The following is a 13496-nucleotide window of genomic DNA, read 5'->3' on the forward strand; positions in this document are numbered from 1 at the left end:
GATGTCTCCTCAAAAGCAAGGTTATTTATATGTGTTCATTACCATGTGTATTTGGGGTGGATTTACCTTAACGGCGCGTTTAAGCGCCAATTGGGGAATCAGTGCTTGGGATATCACGGCGCTCAGGTTTGCTTTGGCATTTTGCATCTTAATGCCAATTTTGATTTATAAAAAAGATACGGCTTTTTTATGGAAAAAAGAGCCTTTTATCCTTGCTATGCTCGGTGGGGTGACCTATTGTTTAACGGCCTATAGCGCATTTCATTATGCTCCTGCGGCCCATGCTGCAATTTTCCTCAATGGTTGTATTCCCTTATGTACGGCCATAGCCGCATTTCTGATCTTCAAACAGCCGCTCGATAAGCATACCTGGATCAGTGTGGTCATTATGGTTTCTGCTATTAGCTTAATGAGCTATCTGATGTATGTGGAAACCGGTGTAGCGTTTGGTTTGGGTGATTTGCTGTTTTTTATCAGTGCCATTTGGTGGGGGATATTTACGGTATTGCTTAAGCAATGGAAGCTCTCTGCTTGGCATGCCATGGCGGGGGTTGCGATTTGGTCTGCCGTGGTATTTGTACCAATTTACCTACTATTTTTCCCTAAACATTGGTCCGATCCTGAGCCGCTGCAGCTCATTGGGCAAGTCATCTTTCACGGTATTTTTGTGGTGATTATTGCGACTTTAACGTATGTAGAGGCGATCAAGCGCTTAGGTGCATTTAAAGCCGGAAGTATCGTAACTTTGGCACCTTTTATTGCTGCGATTTTAGCGGTGCCGCTGCTAAATGAACCCTTAAGTTTTGCAATTGTGTGCGGATTGGTCGGGATGGGGATTGGAGCGATTCAACCGTGGAAATGGTTGGGACGAAAGGATAGTCTAGAGCAGCAACTCGAACAACAAAAAAAGCAGTCTGAGTAAGACTGCTTTTTTCTTTAGCTTTTTTCAGCGTGCGCTAAGTACTTGAGATGTAAGGGTCGAAGCTGCGCATAAAGATGATCTAAATGACCATCATTCAGCACGATATCATCTGCAATTTTTTGCTTTTCCTGACGTGACATTTGAACTTGAATAATTTTTTGGATTTGCTCGATATTTTGACCATCACGCTGTGATGCACGCTGAATTTGCAATTGTTCTGTGGCATCAATCAGCAAGGTGTGATTGGCCAATTCATGTTGATTGGTTTCAAATAATAACGGCGAAACCAAGATGACATAGGGGCTAGTGGCTTCGTTTAATTGTTGGATAATGGACTGGCGTATTGCTGGATGGGTAATGGCTTCAAGTGCTTGACGTGCTGTAGGATCTTTAAAGATATGCTCGCGTAATGCACGCCGATTTAACTCACCATTTGCAAGTAAAACCCAATCACCAAATTGTTGCTGAATTTGATTCAGTGCGGGTTGACCAGGTTCGACAACTTCCCGTGCAACGATATCAGCATCGACGACTTGAATGCCTTGGAGTTCAAACCAATTGCTTGCAGCAGATTTACCGCTACCAATACCACCTGTTAAACCCAAGACAAATGTCATACAACGACCTTACTGACCCAAATAAATTTTCATAATTTGATCACCCCATAAAAAGGCGATCCATCCGGCGATGGCAATATAGGGACCAAATGCAAAAGGTTGGTTATCTTTACGAACTTTGAGCAAAATAATGCCAATGATTGCACCCACTAGTGAAGAGAGTAATACAATCAGTGGAAGCAGGAAAGGGCCCATCCATGCACCCAAGGCAGCTAAAAGCTTAAAGTCACCATAGCCCATGCCTTCTTTGCCAGTGATAATTTTAAATAAATAGTAAACGATCCATAGGCATAAGAAGCCGATGATATATCCCCAAATGGCTGAGGTTGCAGAGGTATAAATGGCATAGCTATTCACGCCAAGTCCGAGTGCAGCCAAAGGAAGGGTATAACGGTCAGGTAAAAGTTGGGTGTCAAAGTCAATAAATGTTAAGGCAATCAATACATAAGTCAGCACCAAACCAAACAGCATCTGGATGGTTGGACCAAAAACTGCAACAACAATCAGCGCACAGACCATGGTGAGTAGCTCGATCAGTGGATAACGGCTACTGATCGGGTTTTGGCAACTTCCACATTTTCCACGTAACACAATCCAACTGATGACAGGAATGTTTTGATACCAACGAATGGGCGTTTTACATTTTGGACAGGTTGAAGCAGGGGTACTCAGGGTAATCTTGGTTTCATCAATAATCGGTTGGTCTGGATGCAAAAATAGTTGGCAATCTGTGCGCCATTCTTGTTCCATCATCTTCGGCGTGCGGTAAATCACCACATTCAAAAAACTACCGATGCAAAGACTAAAAATCCCAACTGCGATATACATCGCAGTTAGGTTGTTGATTAAGTAGCTAAAATAATCAGTAAACAAAATATTTCCTTTTCTTGGTTTTAACCAACCACTGAACCCATTTGGAAGATTGGAAGGTACATTGCGACAACAAGCCCCCCTACTAAAATCCCGAGAATAGCCATAATTAAGGGTTCCATCATAGAGGTTAAACCATCTACAGCATTATCTACTTCATTCTCATAATGTGTCGCCACTTTATCTAGCATGGCATCTAAAGCACCAGACTCTTCACCAATAGCGACCATTTGGACTGCCATAGGTGGAAATTTATCGGTAACACGCATGGCGAATTGCAATTGCTGACCAGTCGCGACATCTTCACGAATTTTCATGACCGCTGTTTCATAGACCACGTTGTTGGTTGCACCTGCAGTCGATTCTAGCGCATCGATTAAAGGTACACCTGCGGCAAAGGTGGTTGCCAAGGTACGGCTATAGCGGGCAATAATCGCTTTATAAACCAAATCACCAAAAATTGGTGCTTTTAGTGCAGCTTTGTCTAAGAAGTCTCGGAAAGCTTTGCTACGTTTTTTTGCTTCTAGAAACCCACCAATTAATATTGCAATAACCACGAGCATGATAAACCAATAATCTTTAGTCCAATTTGACATATTGACAACCATCTTAGTAAAAGCTGGCAGTTCTGCACCAAATGAACTGAAAAGGCCTTCAAATACGGGTACAACTTTCACCATCAAAATAATGGTCACAATTATCGCGACCACAATAACTGTGGCTGGGTATTTCATGGCCTTTTTGATTTTTTGCTTAAGCAATTCACTTTTTTCTTTGTAAATGGCAACACGGTCTAGCATGGTTTCCAATGCACCCGACTGTTCACCTGATTCAACCAAGGAGCAAAATAGGTTATCGAAATACTGCGGATATTTGCGCAGCGCACCAGCAAAGGTATTACCGCCTTCAACTTCACCTTTGATCCCCAAGACCACTTCACGCATGGCTGGGTTTTCTAGGCCTTCCGCCACGATTTCAAAACCCTGAACGAGCGGTACACCGGCTTTCATCATGGTTGCAAGTTGGCGCGTGAATACCGTGATATCCAAAGTGGATACTTTCTTTTTCATCAAGCCTTCGAGAATATTTTTGCGTTTTTCTCGAATGGTTTTAATGGTGATGCCTTGCTTACGTAAAGTGACTTTGGCTAAAGCCATATTACGCGAAGGCATTTCCCCTTTGATTTTCGCCCCTTTGCGATCCACGCCTTCATAACTGAAGGTTGGCATCATCTGCGCTTTTTTTACAGCCATGAATTTATCCTTATTTTTAAATACTAATTCACTTACTCACTGGTCACACGATTGACTTCTTGAAGTGAAGTCACCCCCTGCATGACCTTAATTAAGCCTGAACGGCGTAAATTGTTAAAACCTGCTTGATTTGAAGCTTCGGCAATTTGTAAGGCATTGCCATCTTCCATAATAATTCTTGAAATTTCAGGTGTCACTTTCATGACTTCATATATACCGACACGACCTTTATAGCCTTCACGGCATTCGGCACAACCAACAGGTTGGTATATTTGAAATTCTGGTGTATTTAAATCGTCTTCAGTAAAACCAAGTTCCAGTAGACTTTGTTTTGGTACCTCTACTGTTTCTTTACATTGTGAACATAGGCGACGCGCAAGTCGCTGCGCAATGACAAGGTTCACGGATGTCGCAATGTTAAATGAGGGCACGCCCATATTGCGTAAGCGTGTCAATGTTTCAGGTGCACTATTGGTATGTAGTGTAGACATCACCATATGACCCGTTTGAGCTGCTTTAATGGCAATTTCAGCCGTTTCTAAATCTCGAATCTCACCGACCATCACAATATCAGGGTCTTGACGTAAGAATGACTTCAATGCTGCAGAGAAGGTGAGGCCGACTTTATTATTTACGTTGACCTGATTGATCCCTTCTAAGTTAATTTCCACAGGGTCTTCGGCCGTTGAAATGTTGGTATCTTCACGGTTAAGAATGTTTAGACCTGTATATAAAGATACGGTTTTACCGGAACCCGTTGGACCGGTAATGAGCAACATGCCTTGCGGTTTTTCTAAAGCCTGCATGAACAGTTCTTTTTGATCCGGTTCATAACCCAACGCATCAATCCCTAACATCGCACTAGAAGGGTCAAGGATACGCAGTACAAGTTTTTCACCAAACAAGGTCGGCAAAGAGTTCACACGGAAGTCGATGGCTTTGTTCTTTGACAGCTTTAACTTAATACGACCGTCTTGAGGTATACGTTTTTCAGAGATGTCCATTTGTGACATGACTTTTAAACGCGAAGCAAGTCGAGTAGCGAGCTGCAAGGGCGGATTGGTAATTGTTCTTAATACGCCATCGACACGGTAGCGGACGCGGTAAGACTTTTCATAGGGTTCGAAATGTAAGTCGGATGCACCCATGCGAATGGCGTCGACTAGTAGTTTATTGATGTACTTAACAATCGGTGCTTCATCACCCGTTGCTTCATCTTCATCTTCTTGAGATGGATCGGGTGTTTCACTATCTAAATCAAGATCAAAGTCATCATCAAAGTCAAAAGTACTTTCTTCAGCGAAGTTCTGTTCAATTAACTTTTCAAGTTTGTCATGTTCAACAATAATGGTTTCGGTATTGAGCTTACTACCAAATCGGATAGCATCTACAGCTTCAATATTGGTGGGATTACTGATCGCAACGAATAACAAATTGCCATGTTTAAAAATGGGCAAAATACGATGCTTGGTAATTAACTTATCTTCAAACTCATCACGAATGATTAAAGACGTGTCATAAGTTGAAATATCAAAAACCGGTTCACCGAACTCTATCGAGATGGTTTCTGCAATCAGGCGTGCTGAAAGTTGATATTCCTGAATCAAATGCGGCACGATATCTTGATGAGCCTTTTTTGAATTTTGCAGCGCTGTTTGCATTTTTTCGGCAGACAGATGCCCTTCGTCAACTAAGCGACGAATAAACCCCGTAAATCTTGAAGAACCTTGAACTGCTGTCATGCTTTTACTTGCCTATGCTTCAGTCTGTTTATAATTGGTATAGCAAAATTATACTTTTGTTGCACAAAAATACCATATCTTAAAGTGTTGTCACTAGCTAAGAATTGGTAAAAAGCATGAACCAGTCCTTAAATCTGCTTAATTTTTTTACAGAAAAGTGAAGATCTTGGAATGACTAGAGTCATTCGAACACGCAAATGTGTTGAAATTTATCTTCAAAATTATGAATTACGTGTAGAATGTGCCCGATTTCATCTTTGTCATGTGGGATAAATATGTCGGGTTCGACGATTACGCCTTGGGTAGTGGGTAACTGGAAAATGAACCCATTGCAAGCCGATGCTGGCGCACTTCTTAAGAATTTTAAGCAATTATTAGATGAACAAAATATTGCTGAAGCGGCATGCCATATTGGGGTTGCACCAACAGCTATTGCTCTGACCACGGTGCAAAATGAATTAGCACAGGCTAGCCGTCATATTATGACTGTTGCACAAGATGTTTCTCGCGTCGCAGGTACAGGTGCATATACGGGTGAGCTCAGTGCTGAGCTATTAAAAGATTATGGTGTTGAATTTGTACTGATTGGTCATTCAGAACGCCGTGAAATTTTTGCTGATCAACCGCATATCATTAATGAAAAAGTAAAAAATGCATTAAACGCGGGTTTGACTGTGATTTATTGCGTGGGTGAAAGCTTAGAACAACGTGAAAGCGGCCAAGCAGAACAAGTTGTGTTACAACAAATATGTGATATTGCTGCTGTCGTACAAGCAGAGCAGTGGAAACAAATTGTGGTGGCTTATGAGCCAATTTGGGCCATTGGCACAGGGAAAACAGCGTCACCTGAAGATGCACAAGCGATGCATGCTAAAATTCGTGAAGGTTTAAGCCAAATCACCCCAATGGGACTTCATACTGCAATTCTTTATGGTGGTAGTGTAAAACCTGAAAATGCAGTAGAGTTGGCAGCTTGTCCAGATATCAATGGTGCGCTCGTCGGTGGTGCATCATTAAATGCAGAGTCGTTTTATAAAATTGCTCAAGCATTTGCAAATACAAAATAATTAGGAGTTCAGCATGCATACGTTTGTGCTGGTGGTACATATTATCTTAGCGATTTTAATGATCGTGCTGATTTTAGTTCAGCATGGTAAAGGCGCAGATGCGGGTGCATCTTTTGGTGGCGGCGGTGCTGCAACTGTATTTGGTGCATCTGGTTCGGGTAACTTTATGACCCGTTTGACTGCGATTTTAACGGCTTTGTTCTTTGTTACGAGCTTGACACTTGCTGTGTTTGCAAAGAAACAAACGACAGATGCTTATAGTCTGAATGCGATTTCTTCAGTACCGACTGCGCCAGCAAAATCGGCTGAAACTTCGCCAACTGCACCAAAAAGCTCTGAATAATTTATTTAACGCTTTCTTTTTTGATGTGTTGCGACTAGAATGCGTCACAGCTGCGGTGGTGGTGGAATTGGTAGACACGCTACCTTGAGGTGGTAGTGCTTTCGGGCGTGGGGGTTCAAGTCCCCCCTTCCGCACCAACTTATAATCCAGAACATAAGTTGGTGTATGCAGCAAAACTCTGTTGATGCGGGATGGAGCAGTCTGGTAGCTCGTCGGGCTCATAACCCGAAGGTCGTTGGTTCAAATCCAGCTCCCGCTACCAATCAATTCTATTTTTAAGATGCAAACTTTTAAATGGACAGCTTTTAAAGCTGAGAGAACTATTTGCATATTGATGCGGGGTGGAGCAGTCTGGTAGCTCGTCGGGCTCATAACCCGAAGGTCGTTGGTTCAAATCCAGCCCCCGCTACCAATCTTATATAGCACACAATCTATATAAGCAGTTTATCTGAAAGCCATTGTGATGTTGATGCGGGATGGAGCAGTCTGGTAGCTCGTCGGGCTCATAACCCGAAGGTCGTTGGTTCAAATCCAGCTCCCGCTACCAATCCTCTGAGATGCAACTCAGTAGGGCAATTCTTCAGGTTGTTTTAGATTGAAAATGACCAAGAAATTGTATATAATTTTTGCATGTTGATGCGGGATGGAGCAGTCTGGTAGCTCGTCGGGCTCATAACCCGAAGGTCGTTGGTTCAAATCCAGCTCCCGCTACCAAGTTTCTAAAAGAGGCTCACAACTAGGTGGGCCTTTTTGCACAGTGGACTATGGTTTTCTGTGTAATAATGGGGCGATTTACGCCCTTTTTTATTGGCTATCGTGTAGTGTCGACAGTATTTTGGTCAAACCGTCATGTTTCACTACTACTATAGTTTTGCATTGGTCTGTAGTGGTCATTTCGACCATCGAATCGCACAAATTTGACGAGAGTAAATGAAGCTATCAAATAAAACTCAAGCACTTCAGGACTTAATTGCCCCAGCGGTGCAAGCATGTGATGTAGAACTTTGGGGGATTGATTTCCAACCTCAAGGAAAACGTTCACTGTTACGTATTTATATCGACCGTGAAGTTGATGAAAATGCAGAACCTGTCATCAATGAAGATGGTGAAGTTGAGCAAGGCCGTGGTATCGGCGTGCAGGACTGTGTTCGTGTCACTCAGCAAGTGGGTGCGATGTTGGATGTACATGATCCAATTTCAGGCGAATATGCATTGGAAGTGTCATCTCCAGGTTGGGATCGTCAGTTCTTTAAATTGGAACAAATGACGGCATACATTGGTCAGCAAGTCGCTTTGCGTTTGATCAGTGCTGTGGATAATCGTCGTAAATTCCAAGCCAAACTTGTAAGCGTAGACCTTGAAAGCGAAATGATTCAGGTTGAAGTTGAAAAGCAACAAGTGTTGGATATTGACAGCCACAATATTGATAAAGCAAATCTGGTTTTCCAAGATTAATTTAATAAATAAGAATCTGAACGAATAGGTGACTTATGGCTCGTGAAATTCTTACCGTAGTAGAAACGGTTAGTAACGAAAAAGGTGTAAGTCGTGATGCAATTTTTGAAGCGCTTGAACAAGCTTTAGTTGCAGCGACTAAGAAGAAATTCTACGAGGGAACTCACTCGGAAGAAGCTCGTCTACGTGTAGAAATCGACCGTCGTACTGGTGATTACCGTACTTTCCGTCAATGGGAAGTGGTTGCCGACGAAGATCACGAAATGCCAGCATGCCAAGATGCGATCTCTGATGTAGATCCTGCAAAATGGGCAATTGGTGATATTCGTGAACTTGAAGTTGAATCGATTGATTTCGGTCGTATTGCGGCACAAATTGCGAAACAAGTGATTGTTCAAAAAATTCGTGAAGCAGAACGTGCATTAATTGCAGATGCTTACGAGTCTAAAGTTGGTGAACTCATCTACGGTGAAGTGAAAAAACAAACCAAAGATGGCTTTATCATTGATTTAGGTGACAATGCAGAAGCATATCTTGCGCGTGAAGAAATGATCGCTAAAGAAATTCTACGTCCTAAACAACGTGTAAACGCGATTTTGTTTAACGTAAACCGTGAAGGCCGTGGTGCTCAGTTATTACTTTCTCGTTCTAAACCAGAAATGCTCATCGCATTGATGAAGAAAGAAATTCCTGAAATTGCTGAAGAAATCATTGAGATTAAGGCAGCTGCACGCCAACCTGGCGTTCGTGCTAAAATCGCTGTGAAAACAAACGATCACCGTATTGATCCTGTAGGTGCATGTATTGGTATGCGTGGTACACGTATCCAAGCGGTTCAGTCAGAGTTAAATGGTGAGCGTATTGATGTAGTCGTTTGGTCGGATGACGCGGCACAGTACATTGCAAGTGCTTTAGAGCCTGCTGATGTATCAGGTATCGTGATTGATGAAGAAGAACGTACTGCAGATATTATTTTTGCAACGAGTGATCAGTTAGCGCGTGCAATTGGCTCTCAAGGTCAAAACGTACGCTTAGCATCTGAATTGACTGGTTACAAGCTCAATATGATGCTTGAAGAAGAATATCACGCACGCCAACAAAACGAAGCGCAACAATATTTAGATATGTTTGTTACACGTCTAGATATTGATGAAGACTTAGCGATGGCGTTAGTTGAAATGGGTTTCACATCATTAGAAGAAATCGCGTATGTTCCTGCGGAAACATTCGATGAGATCGAACTTGATGCTGAAACTGTTGAAATGCTGCAAGGTCGTGCAAAAGAAATTGCATTGGCTGATGCATTGAAGCAACAAGAAAACATCCAAGAGCCAAGCGAAGAGCTTGCTGCAATGGAAGGCGTGACTAAAGAAATCGCATATGCGCTTGCCGCTCGCGGTGTGGTAACTGTAGATGATCTTGCAGATCAAGCCACTGACGATATCTCTGATATCGAAGGTTTAGGTGCTGAAAAAGCAGGTCAACTTATTATGAAAGCGCGCGAATCATGGTTTAACTAGGAGGTAATATATGACGGACAAGTCGATTAAGGAGTTAGCTCTCAACGTGGGTCGTCCAGTTGAGAAGCTACTGGAACAGGTTCGTGATGCGGGTTTACCACAAACTAAACCTGACGATATTATCTCCACTGAACAACAAAATGCCCTCGTTAACCATTTGAAAAAAGTTCATGGTCAGGATGCGGGCAATGCAGGACAAATCACGTTGAAACGTAAAACTACCAGTACTGCTAAAGTGGCGAGTACATCGGGCAAGGCAAAAACGATTAATGTAGAAGTTCGTAAGAAACATACATTTGTTAAACCGGATCCTGAGCAAATTAAAGCTGAAGCATTAGCGAAAGCACAAGCTGACCAACAAGCACGTAAACAGGAACCTAAGGTTGAAGCGAAAGCTGAAGAACCGAAGCAACAACCAGTATCTAAAGCGAAACAAGCTTTAGAAGCAATGCGCGCTGCTGCGAAGCAAGAACATGCGAAGCAAGAAACACCGAAAGCTGCGGTTGTTGTAAAACGTAAGTCAAACAACAAGCCAATTACAAAACCTGTTGAAACTCTAGAACAGAAAAAAGCACGTGAAGCTCAAGCAGCACAATTGAAAGCTGTAGAAGAAGCGGCGCGTCGTAAAGCCGCTGAAGAAGCGCAACAACGTACGCTTGAGCAAATGCGTCAAATGGCGTCTAAGTATTCTAACGAAGACACTACTGCGACCATTCGTGTTGTAGATGATTCTCCGCTTGCTGCCGGCCTTGTAGGTCAGGCATATGAAGATTCATTTGCGAAAGAAGACCGTGAAATTAAACGTGGTACCAATACCAACAATTCACGTTCACCTAAAAAAGGTGGTCGTCGTGGCGAAGAGCAATCTTTCCGTGATAACTCACATAAACGTGGTTTAAAAACAAGTCAAGCGAACAAGCATGGCTTTGAAAAACCAGTTAAAAAACAAGTTTATGATGTTGAAATTGGTGAAACAATTGTTGTTGCTGACTTGGCTGCGAAAATGGCGGTTAAAGTTCGCGAAGTTATCAAATCACTCATGAAAATGGGCGAATTGGTTACTCAAAACCAAGCGATTGATCAAGAAATTGCAGCACTTGTTGTTGAAGAAATGGGTCATAACCCAGTATTGGTTTCTGATACTCAAGCAGAAGACAACTTACTTGAAGCAGCTGAAGAAGCGCGTGGTGTCCAAACCACTCGTCCGCCAGTTGTGACAATTATGGGTCACGTTGACCATGGTAAAACATCACTTCTTGACCGTATTCGTCGCTCTAAAGTGGCTGCAGGTGAAGCAGGTGGTATCACACAGCATATTGGTGCTTACCATGTGAAAACTGAAAAAGGTATTATTACTTTCTTAGATACACCGGGACACGCAGCATTTACTGCAATGCGTTCACGTGGTGCGAAATCTACAGATATCGTAGTGTTGGTTGTTGCAGCAGATGATGGTGTTATGCCACAAACTGCGGAAGCGATTGACCATGCACGTGCAGCAGGTACGCCAATTATTGTTGCTATCAACAAAATGGATAAAGAGTCTGCTGATCCAGATCGCGTATTGAATGAGTTGACGACGAAAGAAATCGTACCTGAGCAATGGGGCGGTGACGTTCCAGTGGCAATGGTTTCTGCGCACAGCGGTGCAGGTATCGACGAACTTCTTGACTTGATCTCAATTCAAGCCGAACTTCTTGAGCTTAAAGCATCTGAAGAGGGTGCAGCACAAGGTGTTGTAATTGAAGCACGTGTAGACAAAGGGCGTGGTGCGGTAACATCGATTCTTGTTCAAAACGGTACATTGAAAGTGGGTGACCTTGTTCTTGCAGGTTCGTCATACGGTCGTGTACGTGCGATGACAGATGAAAATGGTCAACGTATTAAATCTGCTGGTCCTTCGATTCCTGTGGAAATCTTGGGTCTACCAGAAGCGCCAATGGCAGGTGATGAAGTTCTTGTTGTAAATGACGAGAAAAAAGCACGTGAAGTTGCTGATGCGCGTATGGATCGTGAACGTCAAAAACGTCTTGAACGTCAATCTGCGATGCGTCTTGAAAATATCATGGCGTCTATGGGTAAGAAAGATGTGCCTATTGTCAACGTGGTATTGAAAACAGACGTACGTGGTACTTTAGAAGCATTACACGTTGCACTTGCTGAACTTGCAACTGATGAAGTGAAAGTACGTATTATTGGTTCAGGTGTTGGTGCGATCACTGAGTCTGACGTAACACTTGCTGAATCTTCAGAAGCGGTTCTTCTCGGCTTTAACGTACGTGCTGATAATACTGCACGTCAAAAAGCTGATGCTGATGGTATCGACATTCGTTACTACTCGATCATCTATCAATTAATTGATGATGTGAAAGATGCGATGAGCGGTAAATTGGCGCCTGAACACCGTGAAACAATTCTGGGTGTGGCTGAAGTACGTGAAGTGTTCCACTCAAGTAAATTCGGTGCTGCTGCAGGTTGTATGGTACTTGAAGGTACATTACACCGTAATAAACCGATTCGCGTATTACGTGATGACGTGGTGGTATTCCAAGGTGAGCTTGAATCTCTTCGTCGCTACAAAGATGTGGTTGAAGAAGTTCGTGCCGGTATGGAATGTGGTCTTGCGGTGAAAGGCTATAAAGACATCAAAGCACAAGATAAGATTGAAGTGTACGATGTTCAATTAATTAAACGGAGTCTTTAATGGCGGGTAGTCAACGTCTGAAGCGTATGGCGGATACAGTACAACGTGAGTTGTCAGAACTGATCCGTCAGGAGCTGAAAGATCCACGCTTAGGTGGTCTCGTGACCATCTCTGCCGTGAAGGTGAGCCCAGACTTAGGATATGCCGAAGTTTATGTGACTGTAATGGGGCGTGAGCTAGGCGATGAGCAAAGTGAAGCTGCAAATAAAGAAACTTTAGATGTTTTAAATAAAGCATCTGGCTTCTTGCGTCATGAACTGAGTCGTCGTATCAAAACACGTATTACGCCACGTTTGCGTTTCCATTACGACAAAACAAATGCTTATGGCAACTATATGTTTGGTCTAATTGCGGAAGCGGTCAAGGACTTACCTCCTACTGACGAAGCAAAAAAAGATGATGAATAATTCAGTTCGCTGAATGAAAAAAGCCACCTTCGGGTGGCTTTTTTATGTTTGAATAGTCATCACGTTAAAAATACCCAATAACACACATAATTATAACTAGATGATAAAACTCAGGTTGAAAATGACATTGGATAGTCCAGTCTGTACAAACAATATAATGAAAAAAATCATGTTATTGAGCAGCATATTACTCATCACTATGCCAAGTTGGGCATGTCTAAATACCTATGTAGAAGATTTTTATACATTTGATTCAGAAAAAGAAAATCAACGCGAAGAACATCATGACGAAAATTTGAAGAACTTTGTCTCAAGGCATCCTAGCCCAATAGACTATCAGGCAGAAAATGATTATGCCGTACATCAGATCTACGCAGGCCGTTATGATTTAGCCATTAAGGTTTTACGTGCAATTGAAAATGAGCATCCAGGTTTACCGAAGACGGCAGTGAATTTAGGCACCGCTTATGAGTTGATCGGCAATATTTCACAGGCCAAAAAATGGATTGCTGAAGGTATGAAGCGTGATCCATCGATACATCTTGGCAGTGAATAGATTCATCTGAATATTTTAACAGTCAAAGAAAAACGTGCGA

Annotated in this window: 12 protein-coding genes and 5 tRNA genes; 13 read left to right on the forward strand and 4 right to left on the reverse strand. The window is 42.6% G+C overall.

What is annotated here, in order from left to right:
• Position 1: 1 nt before the first annotated feature.
• Positions 2-922, forward strand: a complete 921-nt coding sequence (locus FTU64_RS01995) for a DMT family transporter (protein ID WP_168378261.1) — start codon at positions 2-4, stop codon at positions 920-922.
• A gap of 14 nt (positions 923-936) precedes the next feature.
• Here FTU64_RS01995 and coaE read toward each other — a convergent pair whose 3' ends face one another.
• The 4 genes from coaE to pilB all read right to left on the reverse strand — a co-directional run bounded on the left by coaE (position 937) and on the right by pilB (position 5404).
• A complete protein-coding gene (gene coaE / locus FTU64_RS02000) occupies positions 937-1539 on the reverse strand; it encodes a dephospho-CoA kinase (protein ID WP_168378206.1) in 603 nt (200 codons plus the stop codon).
• A gap of 9 nt (positions 1540-1548) precedes the next feature.
• Positions 1549-2367 (reverse strand): A24 family peptidase, encoded by an 819-nt coding sequence (locus FTU64_RS02005; protein WP_180055490.1) that lies wholly within the window; start codon positions 2365-2367, stop codon positions 1549-1551.
• A 65-nt stretch (positions 2368-2432) separates the two neighbouring features.
• A complete protein-coding gene (locus FTU64_RS02010) occupies positions 2433-3662 on the reverse strand; it encodes a type II secretion system F family protein (RefSeq protein ID WP_180059132.1) in 1230 nt (409 codons plus the stop codon).
• A 32-nt stretch (positions 3663-3694) separates the two neighbouring features.
• Positions 3695-5404 (reverse strand): type IV-A pilus assembly ATPase PilB, encoded by a 1710-nt coding sequence (gene pilB, locus FTU64_RS02015; protein ID WP_180055454.1) that lies wholly within the window; start codon positions 5402-5404, stop codon positions 3695-3697.
• A gap of 275 nt (positions 5405-5679) precedes the next feature.
• On the opposite strand from pilB, the gene tpiA reads away from it, so the two are divergent.
• The 12 genes from tpiA to FTU64_RS02075 all read left to right on the forward strand — a co-directional run bounded on the left by tpiA (position 5680) and on the right by FTU64_RS02075 (position 13456).
• Positions 5680-6471 (forward strand): triose-phosphate isomerase, encoded by a 792-nt coding sequence (gene tpiA, locus FTU64_RS02020; RefSeq protein ID WP_180004673.1) that lies wholly within the window; start codon positions 5680-5682, stop codon positions 6469-6471.
• Between the two features lie 13 nt (positions 6472-6484).
• Positions 6485-6814 carry a preprotein translocase subunit SecG gene (secG, locus tag FTU64_RS02025; RefSeq protein ID WP_078189417.1) on the forward strand — a complete coding sequence of 110 codons (330 nt, stop codon included), beginning with the start codon at positions 6485-6487 and terminating at the stop codon, positions 6812-6814.
• A 52-nt stretch (positions 6815-6866) separates the two neighbouring features.
• Positions 6867-6951 (forward strand) — tRNA-Leu (locus tag FTU64_RS02030).
• Positions 6952-6999: 48 nt separating this feature from the next.
• Positions 7000-7076: transfer RNA gene (locus tag FTU64_RS02035), tRNA-Met, on the forward strand.
• A 73-nt stretch (positions 7077-7149) separates the two neighbouring features.
• A tRNA-Met gene (locus tag FTU64_RS02040) sits at positions 7150-7226 on the forward strand.
• A 58-nt stretch (positions 7227-7284) separates the two neighbouring features.
• A tRNA-Met gene (locus FTU64_RS02045) sits at positions 7285-7361 on the forward strand.
• 90 nt (positions 7362-7451) lie between these two features.
• Positions 7452-7528 (forward strand) — tRNA-Met (locus FTU64_RS02050).
• A gap of 216 nt (positions 7529-7744) precedes the next feature.
• The gene (gene rimP, locus FTU64_RS02055; RefSeq protein WP_078189416.1) at positions 7745-8269 is read left to right on the forward strand and encodes a ribosome maturation factor RimP; all 525 of its coding nucleotides are present in this window, start codon (positions 7745-7747) and stop codon (positions 8267-8269) included.
• A gap of 35 nt (positions 8270-8304) precedes the next feature.
• Positions 8305-9789, forward strand: coding sequence for a transcription termination factor NusA (gene nusA / locus FTU64_RS02060; RefSeq protein WP_078192558.1), 1485 nt, complete (start codon positions 8305-8307; stop codon positions 9787-9789).
• A gap of 10 nt (positions 9790-9799) precedes the next feature.
• Positions 9800-12493 (forward strand): translation initiation factor IF-2, encoded by a 2694-nt coding sequence (gene infB / locus FTU64_RS02065; RefSeq protein ID WP_180004671.1) that lies wholly within the window; start codon positions 9800-9802, stop codon positions 12491-12493.
• Complete coding sequence (locus tag FTU64_RS02070) at positions 12493-12900, forward strand: ribosome-binding factor A (RefSeq protein WP_078189413.1); 408 nt, start codon at positions 12493-12495, stop codon at positions 12898-12900. Before infB ends, FTU64_RS02070 begins: the two co-directional genes overlap by 1 nt.
• 169 nt (positions 12901-13069) lie before the next feature.
• On the forward strand, positions 13070-13456 hold the full coding sequence (locus FTU64_RS02075) for a type IV pilus biogenesis/stability protein PilW (protein WP_180055453.1): 387 nt from the start codon (positions 13070-13072) through the stop codon (positions 13454-13456).
• Positions 13457-13496: the final 40 nt, after the last annotated feature.

The sequence above is a fragment of the Acinetobacter sp. YH12128 genome, assembly GCF_013418655.1.
Taxonomy (GTDB): domain Bacteria; phylum Pseudomonadota; class Gammaproteobacteria; order Pseudomonadales; family Moraxellaceae; genus Acinetobacter; species Acinetobacter amyesii.